Consider the following 19,132-nt stretch of genomic DNA (forward strand, 5'->3'; position numbering starts at 1 on the left):
CGGCGGCCCGGGTCAGCGGCCCGGGTCCGTGTCCTCCGGGTCGTCGTGCCGGGTGACCTGCAGCAGCCGCAACGCGAAGTCCGCGCGCATCCGGTCCTCGTGGCGCCCCAGGTCCAGGCCGGTCAGCTTCCGGATCCGCTCCAGCCGGTAGCGCAGGGTCTTGTGGTGGACGAACAGCCGGTCCGCGGCCAGCTTCTGGGAGCAGTCGGCGTCGAAGAAGGCGCGCAGCGTGCGGATCAGCGAGCCGTCGTTGTCGCGGTCGTAGTCCAGCAGCGGGCCCGTCACCTCGTCGACGAAGGTCTGCAGGTCGGGGTCGTCGCCCGAGCCGAGCAGCAGCCGCACGATGCCCAGCTCCTCGTACAGGAACACGTCCTGCCCGCCGAAGCGCTTGGCGGCCGACAGCGCGGTGCGGGCCTCGTTCAACGCGCTCGGCAGGTCGACGGCCTCGTGGTACTCGCGGCTGATCCCCCACCGCAGGCGCAGCTCCGGGAGCTCGGAGTGCACGGCCCCGGAGAACGCGTTCACCAGGTTCTTCGCGCCGATGCGGTCCAGGTCGGCGGCGACCGCCACGAGCAGGTCGCCCCGCAGGCTGGCCAGGGACAGGCCGCGGCCGTGCAGGGTGCGGACGATCCGCAGCACCCGGCGCCGGACCCGGTCGACCTGCGAGGTGTCCCAACCGTGCTGGGCGGTGAGGACCTCGACGTTCTCGATCCGGCCGTGCACCACCCGCAACCCCCCGGTCAGGGTGATGCCGAGGTGCTGGGCGCGGGTGCGCGCGGCGAGCCGGTGCTCGACCGAGCCCTGCAGCAGGTCCCAGAGCACCTGCTCGGCGGCCTCGGCCCGGGCCCGGCCCACCGCCCGTTCCCGCATCAACGCCAGCGAGCAGGCCATCGCCACCTGCCCGGCGACGGCCGCCAGGAGGTCCTGCGACGGTCCGCACCGGGCGAACAGCACCTGGCCGACCTGGTCGCCGTCGGCGTAGACGGGGTGCGCCAGCGAGGTCCGGTCCTCCGGCGTCGGCACGATCTCCCCGCCGCGGGTCGGCACCGACGCGGGCAGCCGGGAGACCAGGTCCCGGGCCCGGTGACCCGCCACCCGCGCACCGTCGGGGCCGTAGACCGCGACCTCGCAGCCCAGCTCGGTCGCGACGGTCCGGGTGACCGCGGGCAGACCGCCACCGCCGACGACGATGCGCAGCAGCTCCTGCTGCAGCCGCGACGCCCGGTCGAGCAGCGTGTGCTGGTTCTGCAGCGCCTCGTGGGCCCGGCTCAGCTCGGCCGCGGCGGCCACCTGCTCGTCGTGCAGACGGGCGTTGTCGATGGCGATCGTCGCGAAGTCGGCGAGGGTGACCATCCGGCGCATGTCGCGGTCGGTGAACACCGAGTGCCGGCGCCGCCACACCTCCAGGACGCCGAGGAACTCCCCCTGCAGCTGCAGCGGGACGGCGAGTGCCGACCGGGTCTCCTCCCGTTCGGCGAGGGAGTTGAAGTCGTCGCTGATCGTCTCGTCGTCGAGGTAGGAGTCGATCCTGGCGGGCTCACCGGTGAGGAACACCAGCCCGGCGACGCCCTGACCGCGGCGCATCGTCAGCCGCGCGGTCTGTGTCGCCCGGTTGCCGACGCAGGCGCGCATCCGCACGACGTCGCCCTCGCGGAGCATCACCCCGCAGATGTCGGACTCGAGCAGGCGCAGTGTCTGCTCGGAGACCGTGAGCAGGACCTGGTCGAGGTCGCGGACCGACAGCAGCCGCCGCGACACCTCGCGGACCGCGTCGGCCTCGACCGTCGCCGCGTACTCCTCGTCCTCGGCGCGCGCCCCGGCCAGCTGCAACGACATCCACACCCGGGCCTGCTCGAGGAGCCCGACGGGCCCGGGGGCGAGCCGGACCTCGGGGTCCCAGCACAGCGCGGCGGCGCCGTCCGGCCCGACGATCCGGCCGGACCGGACCTCGGCCGCCGACGGGCCGCCCGGCGGGAGACCCGCCATTCCGACCCCGGAGCCGGCGAGCACCTGCCACCGCCCGTCCCGCCAGGCCGCGACGGTCATCGAGGTGCCTGCCAGCAGGGTCGCCGCGCCGACCAGCAGCTCGGCGGCCGCGTCCGGGGACGGCGGGACGGTGCCCAGGAGCCTGCCGAGGGCGTCGACGCCCGTCGTCGCTCCGACCCGGTCGAGTGTCGTCATCCCACCCCCAGCCGTCAGAACACGATCAGCGACTTCAGCGTACGTCGCTGTGACATCCGCTGATAGGCGTCCGGTGCGTCGGTCAGGGACACCCGGTCCTCCACGAGGACCGTCGGATCGACTGCGCCGCAACGGACGAGGGCGAGGAGCCGGTCGCCGTCGCGCATCAGGTCGCCGATCGCGAACCGGAGCGTGAGCTCGTCGCCGAAGGCCCGTCCGGCGGGCAGGTCCCAGGGACCGTCGTGCACGCCGACCGACACGACGGTGCCGCGGCGGCGCACCAGCCCGAACGCCGTGCCGAGCCCACGCGGGCCACCGATCGCGTCGACTACGACATCGGCGCCCCGCCCGTCGGTCAGCCCGTGTGCCGCCGTGACCGCCTCCTCCGGGGCGACGGCGACCGAGCCCTCCCGGCCCGCGACCGCGCGGCGGGACGCGACCGGCTCGACGAGCAGCACCGCTCCGGCGCCGCAGGCCTGCGCGGCCAGCGCCGTCAGCTGGCCGACCGGGCCACCGCCGACCACCGCGACGGTGTCGCCGGGCTGCAGGCCGGCGCGGCGCACCGCCGCGTAGCCGGTCGCGAGGGTGTCGCCGAGGAAGACGGCCGCGTCGAGGGACACCCCGTCGGGGACGGTCCGGAGCACGGTGTCGGCGTGCGGCACCCGGACCAGCTCCGCCTGTGTGCCGGCCAGCGGCGGGCCGAACGCGGTCCCGGTGCCGAAGAACCGCCGCTCCGCGCACTCCCAGTGGTCACCCCGCCGGCACCACCAGCAGGTGCCGCAGGCGACGAAGTCGGCTCCGACGACGAGGTCGCCGACGCGGTGCCCGCGCACCGCGGTGCCGGTCTCCACGACCTGCCCGACGAACTCGTGGCCGAGCACCGAGCCGGCGGGCAGCCCCTCGTCGTGCGCGAGGAGGTGCAGGTCCGTCCCGCAGACCGCCGATCTGCGGACCTCGACGACCGCGTCGGTCGGCTGCTCGATCCGGGGGTCGGGAACCTGCGCGACACGCACCGCGCCGTCGCCGGCGTAGGTCACCGCGCGCACGACGTCAGGCCGCCTCGGCCAGGTCGGCGAGCCGCTCGCGGATCCGGGCCGCGGCCTCGGCCAGCGCCTCCAGCTCGGCCGGCTGCAGGTCGATCGTCACGATCTCGGTCAGGCCGCCGCGGCCCAGCCGGGCCGGGAGCCCGACGTAGACCCCGCGGATGCCGTAGCTGCCGTCGGCGAGCACCGCGGCGGGCATGACCTCCCCGGAGTCGGCGACCATCGCCAGCACCATGCGGGCCGCCGACAGACCGGGCGCCAGGAAGGCGCTGCCCTTCTGCAGCAGCCCGACCACCTCGCCGCCCGATCCCCGGGCGCGCGTGACGATCGCGTCGAGCTCGGCTGCCGGGACCGCCGCGGCGAGCGGCCGCCCGTCCGCGGTGGCCCGCGACAGCGGGATGACCATCTCCTCGCCGTGGCTGCCCAGGGCCCAGGCCTCGATCCGGTCGGCCCGGGCGACGCCGGTCAGCGCGGTGAGCGCCTGGAACCGGGCGGTGTCGAGCACCCCGGCCATGCCGAGGACCCGCTCCGACGGGAACCCGGAGGCCTTCCAGGCGTGCTGGGTCATCTCGTCGAGCGGGTTGGTGACGACGACGATCACCGCACCCGGCGAGGTCGCCGCCACCCGCGCGGCGACCTCGCCGACGATGGCGGCGTTCGTGCTGATCAGATCCGACCTGCTCATCCCGGGGGTGCGCGGCCGGCCCGCGGTGACGACCACGTAGTCGGCCGGGCCTGCCTCCTCGACCGTGCCGACGCCGCGGACCCGGGTGTCGAACCCGGACAGCGCGGCGGTGTGGGTGAGGTCCAGCGCGACGCCCGCGGCCCGGCCGGCGTCGATGTCGACGAGCACGACCTCGGCGAAGACGTCGGCGTCGGCGAGCCGCATCGCGGCGATCATGCCGACGTTGCCCGCCCCGACGACGACCACCCGGCCGGTGCGCGTCGCCCCGCGTCCCCCGCCGGGGCCGCCGGGCCGCACCGCGGCGGGGAGCGGGGCACCGCGCCGGTGGAGCGCGCCCGAGGGCGGACGCACCGGCGGCGGCGCGGCGCCCCGGAGCTGGGCGACGGCGGCGGCCGACGGGACCGGGCCGACCGGGGACGGCGCCGGGGTGACCGGGCGTGGAGCAGGGGGCGGCACCGAGGCGATCGGGCGGGGCGGCGGGGGCGGACCCGCGCCGCGCACGGCGGACGGGGGCGTCGTGGTGGCCGAGGACCGGGCGGGGTCCGCGGCGGGTACGGGCGCGGCCGTGGGGGTGGGCGCGGCCGTGGCGGGGCCGGACACGATGTCCACGCCGAGCTCGCGCGCACGTTCCCGGGCGAGCGGGGTGACGACGTCGCGGGCCGCGACCCGCAGCACCCCTCCCACGGCGTCGTCGACCTGCGCCGCTCCGATGACGCTCATCGCGTGACCTCCCGGCCGTGGACGCCCTCCAGCGCGGCGACCGCCGCGTCGCGGGCCGACTGCACCTCGCTCTCGGTCCCGGACAGGAACATCCGGCCGAACCGGCCCACCGCGCGCAGCTCGATGACGGTGATGTTCGCGGCCTTCTCCGCCTCGTTGGCGGCCACCGCGATGTAGGCGGCGGGTGCGACCTCCATGACGAACAGGCTCTGGCCCGGCATCAGCATGGAGCCCTTGCGCCACTTGTTGAGCAGCTGCGCCTGGTAGGGGTGCACGTTGGTGATGAACTGGGTGGAGGCGATCGTCGGCCGGATCCGGTCGGCCTCGGTCATCCCGAGCTCGTCCAGGATCGCCTGCCCGGAGGCGAGCACCTCGGCCTGCTGCTCGGAGTGGATCTCCAGCAGCCCGAACTCGCGCTCGATGATCTGCAGGGCCGGGCGGACACCGGCCGCCTTGAGCGCGATGTCGGCGGCCCGGAACACCTCGTTCCCGGGGGCCATCTCGATGTAGAGCTCGGCCATCCCCGCGAGCGGGACGTCGCCGGGGCTGGTCGCGGCGATGTGCGCCGCGCACTGGGGCTGCATCCGGTCGACGAAGGCGTAGGTGCGCAGGGTCGGGCTCGCGTTGCTCATGCGGGCACCTCCGCGCGGGCGATGCCGATCGGGGTGATGAGCAGGGCGTGCGGATGGGTCACGACGGTTCGCTCCAGGTACGTGGCCAGTACGCGCTGCGCACCGGCGATCATCAGGGCGCCGCCCGCCAGGTGCAGCGGCAGGTCCTCGGCGCCCACGGTCAGCGCGCGGACGTTCTCCGCGATGCGTTGCAGCCCCGGGACCAGGAGAGGGAACGCCTCGTCCGGATGGGCCCGCTTGTAGGGCTCGGCCTCCTCGACGGCGATGCCCAGGCCCCCGGCCAGCACCAGGTCGAGGTGGTGGCCACCGCCGGCGCGGTCGTCGAGCGCGACCAGGGCGCCGTCGCGGTAGACCCCGACCCCGGTCGAGCCGCCGCCGACGTCGACGACGACGCCGTCGCGGATCCCGAGCGTGCGCTGCGCCGCCGCGACCTCGTCGACGAGCGCGACCCGGTCGAACCCGGCGGTCTCGCAGACGTAGCTGCAGGCCTTCGCGTCGGCGGCCGGGATGCACGGCGGGTGGGCCGTCGCGACCGGTACGCCGGCACCCAGCCCGACGCCGAGTCCGGCCTCGGCCCGTTCCCGCAGGCGGCGGACGGTCGCGGTGGCGCGGGCGAAGTCGACGACGACGCCGTCGGCCAGCGCACCCGACGGGGACGCGTCGATCCACACGGGGTGCTCGGTGCCGTCCGGGGCGACCGCGAGGACGACGAGCACACAGCTCGCCGTCCCGAGGTCGACCCCGGCCCGCAGGGAGGCCGCGGCGGCCAGCGCGGCGGCCGCGGGCCCGTCGGGGGCGCCGTCGCGGGCCACCGACCCGGCGGTGGCGGCCGCCGCGGTGAGCAGCTGGTCCGGCGTCCGGCGCGTCTCGGCGGCGCGCGCCGGACGCCGGCGTCCCGGGCGGCGACCCGCGGTCGCGGTCGCCACGGCTACAGCTCCACCGGGTCGTAGACGGTGCGCCACGGACGCACCTCGTGCGCGATCCGCTTGATGTTGATCAGGTGCAGCGGGGTCACGTTGTCCGAGCAGATCGACCCGCTCCAGCTGCCGGTGCCGAGCTGGAAGGAGGGGTCGACGTCGGTGGAATAGCCCATCCCGCCGAACAGCGCCGGTGTGTTGATCACGATCCGGCCCGCGGGCAACGCACCGAACGGGGCGATCTCCTCCGGGTCCGAGGCGTGCACGGCGGCCGTGTGCCCCTCGCCGTCGAGCGCCAGGATCTCCCGGCAGCGGCGCCACCCGGCGTCGCGGTCGGCGGCGCGGTAGACCGACAGGACCGGGCCGAGGATCTCCCGCGACAGCGGGGTGTCCACCCCGACCGTGTCGAGCTCGCAGGCCAGCACCCGGGTCGACGACGGCACGGCGAACCCCGCCGTCTCGGCGAGGCAGATCGCGGTCTGCCCGACCGAGGCCGGACGCATCGCGCCGCGCTCGTCGAACAGCACCCGGGCCAGCGCGGCCTGCTGGGGTGCGTTCATCCAGTAGGCGCCTCGCTGCTCGAACGCGGCCAGGAAGGCCGGCGCCACCGCCTCGACGACGACGACGGACTGCTCGGCCACGCACGCCGTGCCGTTGTCGAACGACTTCGAGGTGATGATCATCTCGGCGGCCTCGGCCGGGTCGGCGACGCTCGCCCCGACGTAGGCGGGGACGTTGCCCGCCCCGACGGCGATCGTCGGCTTGCCGCTGGAGTAGGCCGCGCGCACCATGCCCGGCCCGCCGGTGGCCATGACGAGCGCGATCTCCGGGCGCCGCATGAGCTCCGCCGTGGCGGGCAGGGTGGGGTGCTCCAGGCAGGAGACCAGCCCCTCCGGGGCGCCCGCCTCGACGGCGGCCTCGGCCATGATCTCGACCGCGCGCAGGGTGCAGCGGGCGGCGCGCGGGTGCGGGGCGTGCACGATCGCGTTGCCCGACTTCACCGCGGCCAGGCACTTGAAGAGTGCGGTCGAGGTGGGGTTGGTGACCGGGATGATCCCGGCGATGACGCCCATCGGGGAACCGACCGCGGTCACCCGGGCCTCGTCGTCGACCCAGAGCACGCCGACGGCGCGGCGTTCCAGCATCCACCGGGCGACGAAGCCGGTGTTGTAGCGGTTCTTGTAGATCTTGTGCTCGTAGACGCCGTAGCCGGTCTCGTCGACGGCGAGCCGGGCCAGCTCCTCGGCGGCCTTCGTGCCCGCCCGTGCCATCGCCCGGACGTAGCGGTCGAGGGTCTCCTGGTCGGTCCCCTCCATCGCGTCGAAGGCCGCCCTCGCCGCGCGGGCCTTGGCGCGGACGTCGGCGAGTCCCGCCAGGTCGGCGTCGAGCCCGCGCGGGTCGGCGGGCGCTGTCGCGGTCATCCCCACACCTCCGTCTCTGTCGTGGGTGGGCACGCCCGGTCGCCGCTGCACGTCAGGCGTGCACCGGTGCGGGGCGGGCCCGGCCCGGGGTGTGGTCGGTCAGCCCTTGGGCCGGGTGAGGACGGCGAGGATGCTCTCGGTCTCGTCGTGCGGCCGCGGGATCACGTGCACCGAGACGACCTCGCCCGCCTTGCCCGCGGCCACGGCGCCCGCGTCGGTGGCGGCCTTCACCGCGCCGACGTCGCCACGGACCATGATCGTCACGAGACCGCCGCCGATCTCGCGGTGGCCGAGCACCTGCACGTTGGCGGCCTTCACCATCGCGTCGGCCGCCTCGATCGCACCGACCAGCCCCTTGGTCTCGATGAGTCCCAGCGCGCCGCGCAGGGCCGGGACGGCCGGGGTTCCAGTCGTCGGAGCCATGTCTTCCTCCTGATGCCGGTGTGGTGCCGACGGTGCCGGATCGGCGACCGTCGTCATGTCTTCTGGTAGGTCACGCTGCCGACCCGCACGACGGTGTCGGCGATGCCGACGACCGCCCGGTCGGTGGGGACGTCGGGGCCGGCCGCCACCCGGGCGGCTCCGCCCGCGCAGACCAGCACGATCTCGCCGACCCCGGCACCGACGGTGTCCACCGCGACGAACACGGCTCCGCCGTCGCGCTCCGGGTCGTCGGAGCCGGCCTCCTGCACCAGCAGGAGGGTGAACCGCTCGAGTCCGGGGCCCTTGATCGTCGAGACGACCTGGCCGAGCACCTTGGCCAGCTGCATGCCCGGACCACCTCCGTCGGTAGAAGCCGGGTGGCCTCGGCGCGAGCCGGACCACCGTTGCCGGGACAGTAGGACCGGCACGATCCCCGCAGCCTTATCCGTTCCGGACAACGTGACCGGCGGCCGTTGTCCTTCGGCGCCGTGGCCGGACCGGGAGCACCGCGGGAGCGTGCAGGACGTAGACCACGGCCCGGCCGCCCCGGGCCCCCGCGCGCCAGGAGGTTCATCGGTGATCCGCCCCGAGGACGCACAGTTCCACCCGCCGACCAGCGACGACCCGCTCTGGGCCGAGACCAACTACTTCGGCCTCTACGCGGGCCAGGACACCGACCGGCCGATGAACATCGGCCTCTACGGGCTGTTCCGCGAGCCGCTGGGTGTGGTGGGCTCCACCGTCTCGGTGAACAGCCGCCGCGTGCGGGCCCCCTGGGAGGCCGACTACTGGGACGCCTGGGAGCACCTGGTCGTGCCGCAGCCGTCGAACCTGCTCGACTACGAGCTGGCCAACGGCCTGAAGGTCGTCGCGACCGACCCGAACCGGATCTGGGACGTCTCCTACTCCGACCCGGCCGCCGACCTGGAGATCCGGTTCCGCTACACCGCCCTGCACGAGCCCTACGACATCAACGACCCGGACGTGGACCCGCTGGCCGCGGGCAAGGACATGGCCAAGACCTGGGGCCACGCCTACGCCGGCCACTTCGACCAGTCCGGGCACTACGAGGGCGAGATCCGGCTCCGCGGCGTCACGACCCCGATCGACTGCGTGTCCACGATGGACCACAGCTGGGGGGTGCGTGCCGAGCGTCAGACCTCGCGGCTGAGCTGGATGCACGCCCACGCCGGGACCGACCTGGTGCTGCACGGCCTGTTCGACTTCTCCACCGACAACGGCCCGGACGGCGAGTCGCCGCTGCGCCTGACCCACGGCTACGTCGTCGAGAACGGCGAGCTGCGCGGGCTCAAGGCCGGCGGCGGCGTCACGAAGCGCTCGCACCTCTACCCGGAACAGATCTCGATCAGCGTCACCGACACCGCCGACACGGTGTGGAACGCCGAGGGCCGGGCCCTGACCACCTTCCCGTGGCAGTCCCAGCCCGGCGTCGTCGGGCACAACGCCCTGTTGCGCTGGGACCTCGACGGCCGCACCGCCTACGGCGAGTGCATGGACTTCGTCGGCATGGGCGAGCTCGGCGCCGTGTACGACAGGGTCCACGACCCGAAGTGAGGCCGCGACCGTGAGCCCCACGCCCCCGCGTCCGGTCGAGGCCGTGCTGTTCGACCTCGACGGGACGCTGGTCCAGACCCGCATCGCCTCCTGGACGGTGTTCTCGACGATCAACGACCGGTTCGGGCTGGGGGTGGACGGACCCGAGCAGTACTTCGACCTCTTCCGCGGCAACGTCTACGACTCGATCGCGAAGCTCTGCCGCGACGAGGCCCACGCGGCGGAGGTGAAGAACGCCTTCCTCACCCTGCTGCGCGAGGAGTACGACCCGCCGCTGGTCCCGGGGGTCGCCGACGTCGTCCGGCGGCTCGCCGGGCACTGCACGCTCGCGGTGATGTCGTCCAACGCGATGCAGGTCATGCGACGGGTGCTCACCGGCAACGACCTGGCGTACTGCTTCGCCCACGTGTTCGGGGGCGACGTCACCCCCGACAAGCGCACCGCCATGCGCACCTTCCTCGCCGACGCCGCGAACTCCTACGGTCGCCGCTGCTCCGCCGACTACGACGAGGGCGGCCGCCTGCAGACCCCCGACCTCACCAGCACGGTGCTGGTCACCGACACCGCGGGCGACGTCCGCGACGCCGTCGAGGTCGGCATCCGCGCGGTGGGTGTGGCGTGGGGGATGCACTCCCCCGACGAGCTGCTCGCCGCCGGGGCGGAGTTCGTCGCGCTGTGGCCGCAGGAGATCACGGCGCACCTGCTCGGCGACGCCGCCGCGCTCCCCCCGGGGGGCGCCTGCGCGGTCCCGGCCGGCGGCACGGCCCCCGCCTGCGCGACCCCTCCGCGCTCCGGCTCCGCTCCGGAGCCGTCCGACGACGCCGGCCCACCGGTGCGGGACGCGGCGGCCGGGGACGGGGACTGCGGGTGCGGTTGCGGCGGCGACCCGCTCCGGGTGCCGCTGCGCAGCGCGGCCCGGGTGCGCCGGGACCGGCGCCGGACCGCCGCGGCCGGGCTCGCTCCGCCGGCCGGGGCCGCACCGGCCACCGAGACCCCTCCCGGCCCCGGGCCCGGCTCCGGTCCCCCGGCCGCATCGCCTCCCGGTCCACCGGGCCCGGTCGCCGGGCGGGAGCTGCTCGACGCCGTGCGGCGGGTGGTGCGCGGATGACGACCCCGCCCCGCGGGATGGACGGCGTCCACAACTTCCGCGACCTCGGTGGGCTGCGCGCCGGGCCGGACCTGCGGGTCCGGCCCGGCGCCCTGTTCCGCAGCGACACCCTGCAGGCGCTCTCCCCCGCCGACGTCGACCACCTGGTGTCCGGCCTCGGGCTGGAGCTGGTCGTCGATCTGCGGAGCGGGACCGAGGCCGTCGAGGAGGGTCGCGGGCCCCTCGCCCTGCGGCCGGTCGGCTACCTCAACGCGCCCCTGCTCGACCTCCCGGTCTCGGACCTGCCCGCCCACGAGCAGTCGCTGTCGTTCTCCCTGGAGCACCTGTCGTCACCGGCGTCGCCGCTGGCGACGGTGGTGCGGGTGGTCGCGGCGCTGGCCGGGCGCCCGACGCTGCTGCACTGCGCGGCGGGCAAGGACCGGACGGGGCTGGTCACCGCGCTCCTGCTGCGGCTGCTCGGCGTCGACGACGACGAGATCGTCGCCGACTACCTGCGCTCGGGGCCCAACATGGTCCGGATCGTGGAGCGCTTCCGCACCTGGCCGCGCTACCGCGACCACATCGACGTCGTCCCGCCCGCGGTCTACGAGGCACGCGAGTACACGATCCGCGGGTTCCTGGCCGCGCTCGACCGCGACCACGGCGGCGCCCACGGCTGGGCGCGACGACGCGGGATCGCCGCGTCCGTGCCGCGGCAGCTCCGCGACGGACTCCTGGTGCCCGCCGGCCGCTGACCGGGCCACGGACACCGCGGCGGCCCTCCCCGGTCCGGGGAGGGCCGCCGCGTTGCTCCGGCCCCGGGCGAGGGGCCGCCGGTCCTCAGTCGCCCAGGGCCGCCTTCCCCAGCGCCAGCACCAGCGGCCGGGCCCCGTCGACGTCGACGGCGAAGCGGCGGAACCCGAGCCCGTACAGCTGGGCGGCCGCCTCCTCCGGGACCTCGCCCGACAGCCGCATGCCGACCGGCAGGTCCGCCCGCTGCGCCGTCGCGACGGTGCCGAGCAGCGACCGCACGACCGGGTCGAGCGCGGTGCGCGGGTCCACCGACAGCAGCCCCCGCCGCAGGTAGTCGTCCAACGGGTCGGAGGTCAGCAGCTGGCGCGCCGGGATCCCGAACACCGCGGACTGCAGCGCCCGGACCTCGACCCAGAGGACGTCGACGCACGCCGCGATGTCCGGCGCACCGGCAGCCGCCCGCGGGCTGGTCAGGTACGCGCCGACGGCGACCGCGCCCGGCACCTCCGTCGCCGACGCGCGCAGCGCCGCCGCCTCGGCCGGGTCGGACAGGTGCCGCACCGCGAGGTGGACCCCACTCGTGCGGCCCGCCGCGGCGGCCGCCCGGGTCAGGCCGCGCAGCTGGGCCTCGACCAGCGCGGGGCGGCCGAGGGGCAGGGCGAGCTCCGGGTGCCGGGTGGTGACCGCCGTCTGCTGGAGCAGCTCCCGCGCCTCGTCGGCGACGAGGTCCACGGCGCGGACCCCCACGGGCAGGTCCCCCGCCGCGTCCAGCAGCGGCGTGAGCTCCTGCTCCACCAGATCCGCGACGCGGTCGAAGCGCTCCTGCACCCCGGCGTCGGACAGCAGCTCCTCGACGAGACCGTCCAGGTGGCCGGTGGCGGCCAGGACATCGTCGACGGCGGTGACCAACCCGCTCGCGCCGGCCTCGCGGGCGCGGGCGACGTCGGCGGGCAACGTCACCCGCACCAGCACCTCGCAGCCCGAGGCCTCGGCCGCGACGGCGAGCACCGAGCCCAGCGCCCCGGTCGCGGCCGCGGGCGTCGCGGTGCTGATCCGGCCGAGGAACAGCTCTCCCCCGGCGCCGTCGAGGGAGACCTCGTCGCCCTCGGCGACGGTCCGGCCGCCGACGACCAGGGTGCGGGCCGCCTCGTCGACGGTGATCGCCGACGCGCCCACCACGCAGGACGTGCCGAGCGCCCGCGCGACGACCGCCGCGTGGCTGGTGGAGCCGCCGGTGGCGGTCACGATGCCGTTCGCCGCGATCATCCCGTGCAGGTCGGCCGGGCTGGTCACGGCGCGGGCCAGGATGACGTCCTCGCCGGCGTCGGCGCGCTCCTTCGCCCGGTCCGGGTCCAGCACGAGGACCCCGCTGACCTGGCCGGGGCAGGCCCCGATACCGGTGGTCAGCAGCCGGTCCCCGGCGCGGGCACGGGCGACCTCGTCGTCGTCGAAGCCGGGGCGCTGGACCTGGCGGACCTGTTCGGGGCTGAGGTTGCGCAGGGCCACGGCGGGGGCGACGTGCGCCTCGGCGAGGAAGTCCGCGGCGATCCGCACCGCCGCCTCCGGGGTGCGCTTGGCGCTGCGGACCTGCAGGAAGTAGAGAGTGGACCGCTCGACGGTGAACTCGATGTCGAGCACGTCGCCCCGGTCTCGCTCCAGGTCGGCGCAGGTGCGCCGCAGCTCGTCGAGCAGGGCGGGGGCGAGTGCCCGGTCGACCGGGTCCGGGGTCCTCGTCCCGGCGACGACGTCCTCGCCCTGGGCGTGCGCGAGGTACTCCCCGAACAGGCCGGGCTCGCCGGAGGCGGGGTTGCGGGTGAAGACGACGCCGGAGCCGGAGTCGTCGGAGAGGTTGCCGAACACCATCGACTGCACGACGACGGCGGTGCCCAGGTCGTGCGGGATCGCGTGGAACTCCCGGTAGGTCCGGGCCCGGCGGGTGTTCCAGGACCGGAAGACCGCCTCGACGGCGCCGAACAGCTGGGCCGTGGGGTCGGCCGGGACGGACTCGCCGTCGGACTCCTCCAGCGCGGCCTCGCAGGCCGACCAGATGCGGTCGTACACCGCGCCCGCGTCCTCGGCCGGGTCGACGGCGGCGACGAGCGCGTCGCTCCCCTCGCCCGGGTCGAGCGCGCCGAGCACGGTCTCGGCGTACATCGCGTGGAACCGGGCGGTCAGGTCGGCGACGAAGCGGGCGTCCCCGGTGACGGCGCCCAGCGCGACGGCGGCCTCCCGCCCGATGCCGAGGTTCAGGACGGTGTCCATCATCCCGGGCATCGAGACCGGCGCCCCGGACCGCACGGACAGCAGCAGAGGGGTCGGACCGGCGCCGAAGGTCTTCCCCGAGTCCCGCTCGAGCTCGGCGAGCCGGGCCGCGACCTCGTCGGCCAGCCCGGCCGGGAGCGTCCCCTCGGTGAGGTACCGACGGCACGCGTCGGTGCCGATGACGTATCCCGGCGGGACGCGGAGCCCCTGCTGGCTCATCCGGGCCAGACCGCTGCCCTTGCCACCGAGCCGGTCGACATCGGCGGGATCGGCCTCGGCGAACGTGCAGGTGAAGCCCGGTGTGGCCGGCACGCCCGGGCGCCCGGTGCTCTGCGGTTCGGCCACGGTCACTCCGTCCGCTCCCGGCCGAGGGTGCGCAGCAGGTCCTCGTGGAACTCGAACCAGATGTTGTGCACCGAGTCGATCGTGGGCGAGGAGACGAACTCGTGCCGTCCCTCGTCGACGGACCCGATCGCGGCCTCGAACCGCCGGCCGTACAGCGCGAAGCGGGCGTCGAAGGCGGCCAGCGCCTCCAGGAGCGGGGTGAGGCGGGCGACCAGCTTCTCGAGCCGGGCGATGACCTTGTCGTCGTAGTCGGGGTCGGTGTGGTCGTTGGTGACCTTCCGCCCCCCGACGTCGATCTGCTGCCAGGACGACATCGTGGTGAGGAACTGGGCGTTCGTGGTCTCGAACCGGTCGACGAGCGCGAGGACGTCGTCGTCGGTGCGCACCGGCGCGTAGTGCTCCGCGGCGGCGGCCCGCAGCGCCGGCTCCGCCTGGTCGGTCGGCAGCGCCGCACCCCCGGCGACCACGACGAGGCCCCGCCCGGCCAGGTCCTCCAGCACCGCGTCGACACGGTCGGCGGCGACGCCGGAGGCCGCCGCGACGACCTGGGCGGTCGCCATCTTCTTCAGGGCGACGACGTCGAGGACGTCGTAGTCCGTCTTGTCCAGCACGGCTGCGGACATGGGTGTCCCTTCACGTGGCAGGGCGGCGTGGCGGGGAGCGCCACGCCGCCCGGTCCGGTCGGCTCGTCGGTGGGCCGGCCCGCGGGCGGGCCGGTGCGGCGGGTCTAGAGCCAGCGTCCCTTCGAGCTGCGCAGGTCGGCCTTGTCGGAGAACGGCAGGTAACCGGCGCCGGAGAAGATCTTGCTGGGCACCGTCTCCTGGGCGAAGCCGCGCTTGGTGATCTCGTAGTAGTAGTTCGAGACCCGCTGGTCGATCTCCCACAGGTCGTAGTCGCGGCAGGCCTTCTCGTAGGTCCCCGCCTTGCGCAGGTGCGGGAGGATCATGTCGATGTAGTAGACGTACTGCCCGTTCCAGATGAGGTCGCGGCGGCACATCTTCGACGTCTTGGTGTACAGCTTCAGGGTCGCCTGCTGGACCCGGCCCAGGTGGTCGGACAGGTCGTCGACGGCGATCGGGTAGACCTCGCCCATCGGGGTGTCCCACTTCTCGCGGGCGAAGACCGCGCCGCCGATGATGGCCTCGATGTAGTTCTTCGGGCGGGTGAAGGTCGTGGAGATGTCGTTGACCCGGATCTCCTCCAGGCCCATCTTCTCCGGGTCGATGATCATGGCCAGGGTGTACGCGTGCGGGAGCTTCGCGTCCTCGCTCACGTCCGACCAGTGGTAGATCTCCTCGTTCACGAACAGGTCGCGCAGGATCAGCAGGGTGCCGTCGGGGAGCTCGTAGGGCCCGGTGTCGCCCAGGCCGAGCCGGTTGTCGTAGTGGTGCAGGAAGGCCAGCAGCTCGGTGGCGGCGTTGAACTGGGTGAACGCCGCGTGCTTCGGGCTGCCGTGGTCGAGGGGCTCGATCTGCGAGGTGAGCTGCTGCAGGAAGTCCTCCTCGTGGATCCGGCAGCGGTAGCGGTCCTGGGAGTTGAGGATGTAGCCGTCCTGGCGCTTGCCCCACAGCACGCGCTGCATGAACTTGAGGATCTCGTTGGACTCGGCGACGTAGTCGTCCGGGCCGATGGCCTCCAGGGCGAGCAGGCCGCACCGGCCCATGCCGAACCCGACGGCGCCGATGCACCAGTCGTGCACGGAGTTGACCTTGGTGCCGATCTCGCGCCGCGCACTGGCCCCGATGTCCATGACCCCCTGCGCACCCACCTCGTTGGTGGTCATGCGCAGGATCTCCGGCCAGCGGTAGAACTCGTGCATGAAGGCCAGGATCTCGTACTCCTGGCGGGGGATCATGCCGCTGACGCCCTCGGTGGCGCGCATGACCAGCACGTCCCAGATGTTCCAGGCCAGGTAGTTGTTGAGGTCGTTCAGCTCGTCGATGCTGAACCGGTCCTTCAGGACGTCCTCCTTGGACACCTTCTCCAGCACACCGGACTTCGCGCGCTCCTTCAGCATCTTGTCGCCCTTGATGCCGTCGGTGACGGGCTCGAGGCCGACGAAGTTGCCGGTGTAGGTCAGATCCTGGAACCGGAGACCGTCGTCGCCCTCCTCGTATCGCTGCTTGTAGGTCGCCTTCTTGCCCTCGGTTGCGGTCACTGCGCTGTGCTCCTGTCCCGGTTCGTCGGCGTCGTGGAAGGGGGTCGTTGTCGGGACCGGGTCAGTCGTCGGCGACGACGCGGCCGACCTCCCCGTCGGTGCAGTCCAGTCGGACCTTGCGGCCGTCGAGGGCCGTCGCGATCTCGTCGAAGTGCGACGGGTCGGTGCTGCCGACGACGTAGCGCGAGTCGCTGCTGGTGAGGTGGGCGGTCATCACGCAGGGCGTCTGGAACTCGCGGGACAGGATCCCCAGGTGGGACTCCGGAGCACCGGACATCGTGATCACGCCGATGGCGCCCATGCTGAGCGCGGGAGCCAGGAAGGTGGTCGTGCCGCCCTGCACCAGGAGGATGTGTTCCTGCAGCTTCCCTGACTGGATCAGCGAGATGACGTCGGCCGGGGACGACAGGTACTTGATGGTTCCGCTGGGGGACTTGCCGGTGTCGAAGACGTTGTAGCCCTCGGCCAGTACCTCGGCCATGGAAGTTCCTCCTTGAACTCGGGTGGACCGGCGTCGTCCCGCGGGGCCGGCCGGTCACGGCACCTCGGCGTCGTGTGGGTCACAGTGCCGCCAATCACCACGTGCTCCGATGGAACCGACGGACAAAACTGGACGGGGAGCTTGTCCTGCGGAGACAGATCCAGATCAGCAGTGACGGGACGTCGTGCGGTACCTCCGCCCGAGTGGCGTGCCGGTGCCGCCCGCGCACCGGTCCGCCGCCGCGCCGGGCTCTGCCGGTGTCCGGCCGGACGGCCCGGCGCGGAGGGAACCGGCGACGACGGAGCCGCGGGACCCCGTGATCGTCGACGGGACGGCGGCACGCGCGGGCAGCCTCGGGGCGGGCCGGGGACCGGACCGCTCGACCTCGCGCACCGCCCCGACCACTCCGAGTCCGTGACCGGCGATGCGGGACGAGGTCGTCGCCGGCGCCGGGGCCGGGTGCTGCGCGCCGAGCTGATCAGCCCGCGACGGGCGGTCCGGGGCGCCGGGCCGGACGACCGCGTACGCCGGACCCCGGGCCCCGTCCGGTCACCCACATCAGACCCGTGACGACGACCGCGAGCCAGGCCCCGCCGAGCGTCCAGCTGGTCGCGACGTCGGTGACCCAGTGCACCCCCAGGTAGAGCCGGCTCAGGCTGATCGTGAGCACCGCGGCGGCGGCGACGGCACCGAGCACGACCCGCCACCCGGTGGACCGCACCGCGCGCCCCAGGACCACGGCGATGATCCCGATGACCACGATCGCGCCGAGGGCGTGGCCGGAGGGCAGCGACAGGTCGGGCTCGACGACCAGCTGGGTCGCCACCGGCGGGCGGGTGCGGCCGTAGAGGTCCTTGAAGGTCGGCACCAGCACCGCCACACCGCCGGTCGCGACGGCGACGGCCAGTGCGTCCCACCAGCGACGCGTCACCAGCAGGACGGCGACGGCCACCGTCGCGAGCAGCAGCGTCCCGTTCGTACCGCCGTAGCGGCTGACCGCCTCCATCAGCGACGTCAGGTCCGGGGTGCGGTGGGCGATCATCCAGTCCAGCACCGGCCGGTCGGCCCCGGCGACGATGCGGTTCGGGGCGTCCTCCACCGCGTCGACGACGACGGCCTGCCCGGTGTAGAACGCCACCGCCGCACCCGACCCCCACAGCAACGGGCCGGGGAGCCGGACGTCGCGACCGATCAGCGGGCCCGACGTCACCAGGCCCGCCCGGTGGGCGGACAGGACGACCGCGACGAGCAGCCATCCGAGTGTCAGGACGAGTCCCGCGGCCTGCTGTGCATCGGCGGTGTTCACCGCGCAACTGTCCCGCGCCGGTGCTGTGGCGGCGCTGAGAGCGCCGGCGCGGGACGTACGGGGACACCGACGCGATCGTCCGGGCTCAGGGCTGTGTCTGGTACTCCCGCGCGACGTCGACCAGCATCTGGTGCATCGCCAGCTCCGCCGGCGCCCGCAGCCGGTCCGGCCGGTGCGCCAGCAGCACCCGCCGCGACGGCGCCTCCCGTCCGAGACCGAGCACCCGCACGTCGGGACGGGGTGCGCTGACCGCCGTCCGCGGGGCCAGCGCCACCCCGACGCCGACGCTGACCATCGCCTGCGCCTCCTGGTAGTCGTTCGCCTCGAAGGCGATGCGCGGGGAGAACCCGGCGGCCCGGCAGCTGCGTTCCAGCACCTCGGCCACCGGGTGGTCGTGGGCGCGGACGATCCAGTCCTCGTCGGCCAGCTCGGCCATGGTGACGCTGCGGCGGCGGGCGAGGCGGTGGTCGTCGGCGACGACGAGGACGGTCGGGTCGTCGAGCAGCGGGGTGAGCGAGAACTGCCCTGGGTCGACCCGGTCCCAGGCGTAGTCCCAGAGCAGCGAGATCCCGACCCGGCCGCTCTCCAGCATCGCGATGAGCTCGTCGTGGCGGGCGCTGCGGACGTCGAGCCGGATGTCGGGGTACTGACGGCGGAAGCGGCTGACGACCCGTGGCATCAGCGCGCTCGCGATCGTCGGGAACGTACCGATCGCGAGCGTCCCGCGGCGCAGCCCGGCCAGCTCGGCGAGGTCCGCCTCGGCGGCCTCGAGGCGGCGCAGCACGTGCCGGGCGTGCCCGGCGAGCACCGCGCCGGCCTCGGTGGGGAGCACCCCGCGGGCCTGGCGCTGCAGCAGCGGCTGGCCGGCCTCCTTCTCCAGCCGGCGCAGCTGCTGGGACACCGCCGACGGTGAGTAGCCGAGCTGTTCGGCGGCCGCGGTCATGGAGCCGGAGTCGAGCACCGCGGCGAGCAGTGCGAGCCGTCGGACGTCGAGCACGGGGGCCTCCGGGGGCCGGTAGGCCGCGCGAAGCGACCGATGACGAGGGGTCGGTGAATCAGCGTTCTACTGGGGGTCGTGCAGTTCTGCTTCACACTGCCGAGCAGCGTAGTCGCGCGAGGATGCCGGTCTCTCGCCCCGTTCCG

Annotated in this window: 17 protein-coding genes; 3 read left to right on the forward strand and 14 right to left on the reverse strand. The window is 74.4% G+C overall.

Going from position 1 to position 19,132, the window contains the following annotated elements; translation table 11 throughout:
• Positions 1-12: 12 nt before the first annotated feature.
• The 8 genes from KPF22_RS20295 to KPF22_RS20330 all read right to left on the reverse strand — a co-directional run bounded on the left by KPF22_RS20295 (position 13) and on the right by KPF22_RS20330 (position 8,369).
• Positions 13-2,181 carry a helix-turn-helix domain-containing protein gene (locus KPF22_RS20295; protein ID WP_224403014.1) on the reverse strand — a complete coding sequence of 723 codons (2,169 nt, stop codon included), beginning with the start codon at positions 2,179-2,181 and terminating at the stop codon, positions 13-15.
• 14 nt (positions 2,182-2,195) lie between these two features.
• Positions 2,196-3,227 (reverse strand): alcohol dehydrogenase catalytic domain-containing protein, encoded by a 1,032-nt coding sequence (locus KPF22_RS33245; protein WP_224403015.1) that lies wholly within the window; start codon positions 3,225-3,227, stop codon positions 2,196-2,198.
• A gap of 4 nt (positions 3,228-3,231) precedes the next feature.
• Entirely contained in the window at positions 3,232-4,629 is a 1,398-nt protein-coding gene (locus KPF22_RS20305) for a malate dehydrogenase (RefSeq protein WP_224403016.1), read from the reverse strand.
• A complete protein-coding gene (locus KPF22_RS20310; RefSeq protein WP_208825822.1) occupies positions 4,626-5,261 on the reverse strand; it encodes a BMC domain-containing protein in 636 nt (211 codons plus the stop codon). Before KPF22_RS20310 ends, KPF22_RS20305 begins: the two co-directional genes overlap by 4 nt.
• Positions 5,258-6,187 (reverse strand): ethanolamine utilization protein EutJ, encoded by a 930-nt coding sequence (eutJ, locus tag KPF22_RS20315; protein WP_224403017.1) that lies wholly within the window; start codon positions 6,185-6,187, stop codon positions 5,258-5,260. The genes KPF22_RS20310 and eutJ overlap by 4 nt, the downstream gene beginning before the upstream one ends.
• A 2-nt stretch (positions 6,188-6,189) precedes the next feature.
• Positions 6,190-7,599, reverse strand: a complete 1,410-nt coding sequence (locus tag KPF22_RS20320) for an aldehyde dehydrogenase family protein (RefSeq protein WP_224403018.1) — start codon at positions 7,597-7,599, stop codon at positions 6,190-6,192.
• A gap of 99 nt (positions 7,600-7,698) precedes the next feature.
• Positions 7,699-8,022: a BMC domain-containing protein gene (locus tag KPF22_RS20325; RefSeq protein ID WP_208825827.1), complete on the reverse strand. Its 324-nt coding sequence runs from the start codon at positions 8,020-8,022 to the stop codon at positions 7,699-7,701.
• Positions 8,023-8,075: 53 nt separating this feature from the next.
• Positions 8,076-8,369 carry a EutN/CcmL family microcompartment protein gene (locus KPF22_RS20330; protein ID WP_208825829.1) on the reverse strand — a complete coding sequence of 98 codons (294 nt, stop codon included), beginning with the start codon at positions 8,367-8,369 and terminating at the stop codon, positions 8,076-8,078.
• Positions 8,370-8,598: 229 nt separating this feature from the next.
• Between KPF22_RS20330 and KPF22_RS20335 the strand changes: the two genes are divergently transcribed.
• From KPF22_RS20335 to KPF22_RS20345, 3 genes are read left to right on the forward strand one after another with little or no spacing between them, the layout of a single operon-like run.
• The gene (locus KPF22_RS20335; RefSeq protein ID WP_224403019.1) at positions 8,599-9,597 is read left to right on the forward strand and encodes a hypothetical protein; all 999 of its coding nucleotides are present in this window, start codon (positions 8,599-8,601) and stop codon (positions 9,595-9,597) included.
• Between the two features lie 10 nt (positions 9,598-9,607).
• Positions 9,608-10,705: an HAD family hydrolase gene (locus tag KPF22_RS20340; RefSeq protein ID WP_224403020.1), complete on the forward strand. Its 1,098-nt coding sequence runs from the start codon at positions 9,608-9,610 to the stop codon at positions 10,703-10,705.
• Positions 10,702-11,439, forward strand: a complete 738-nt coding sequence (locus KPF22_RS20345; protein WP_224403021.1) for a tyrosine-protein phosphatase — start codon at positions 10,702-10,704, stop codon at positions 11,437-11,439. Before KPF22_RS20340 ends, KPF22_RS20345 begins: the two co-directional genes overlap by 4 nt.
• 85 nt (positions 11,440-11,524) lie before the next feature.
• On the opposite strand, the gene KPF22_RS20350 is transcribed toward KPF22_RS20345, so the two are convergent.
• From KPF22_RS20350 to KPF22_RS20375, 6 genes are all read right to left on the reverse strand, one after another.
• Positions 11,525-14,044: a pyruvate, phosphate dikinase gene (locus KPF22_RS20350; RefSeq protein ID WP_224403022.1), complete on the reverse strand. Its 2,520-nt coding sequence runs from the start codon at positions 14,042-14,044 to the stop codon at positions 11,525-11,527.
• A 2-nt stretch (positions 14,045-14,046) separates the two neighbouring features.
• The gene (locus tag KPF22_RS20355) at positions 14,047-14,667 is read right to left on the reverse strand and encodes a hypothetical protein (RefSeq protein WP_224403023.1); all 621 of its coding nucleotides are present in this window, start codon (positions 14,665-14,667) and stop codon (positions 14,047-14,049) included.
• Positions 14,668-14,771: 104 nt separating this feature from the next.
• Complete coding sequence (locus KPF22_RS20360) at positions 14,772-16,202, reverse strand: hypothetical protein (RefSeq protein WP_208825840.1); 1,431 nt, start codon at positions 16,200-16,202, stop codon at positions 14,772-14,774.
• 61 nt (positions 16,203-16,263) lie between these two features.
• The gene (locus KPF22_RS20365; RefSeq protein WP_178375381.1) at positions 16,264-16,683 is read right to left on the reverse strand and encodes a PEP-utilizing enzyme; all 420 of its coding nucleotides are present in this window, start codon (positions 16,681-16,683) and stop codon (positions 16,264-16,266) included.
• Positions 16,684-17,161: 478 nt separating this feature from the next.
• Complete coding sequence (locus KPF22_RS33250; RefSeq protein ID WP_208825842.1) at positions 17,162-17,989, reverse strand: phosphatase PAP2 family protein; 828 nt, start codon at positions 17,987-17,989, stop codon at positions 17,162-17,164.
• An 85-nt stretch (positions 17,990-18,074) separates the two neighbouring features.
• Complete coding sequence (locus KPF22_RS20375; protein WP_179760449.1) at positions 18,075-18,986, reverse strand: LysR family transcriptional regulator; 912 nt, start codon at positions 18,984-18,986, stop codon at positions 18,075-18,077.
• Positions 18,987-19,132 lie beyond the last annotated feature (146 nt).

The sequence above is a fragment of the Pseudonocardia sp. ICBG1034 genome, from assembly GCF_020131375.1.
GTDB classification, from domain to species: domain Bacteria; phylum Actinomycetota; class Actinomycetes; order Mycobacteriales; family Pseudonocardiaceae; genus Pseudonocardia; species Pseudonocardia alni.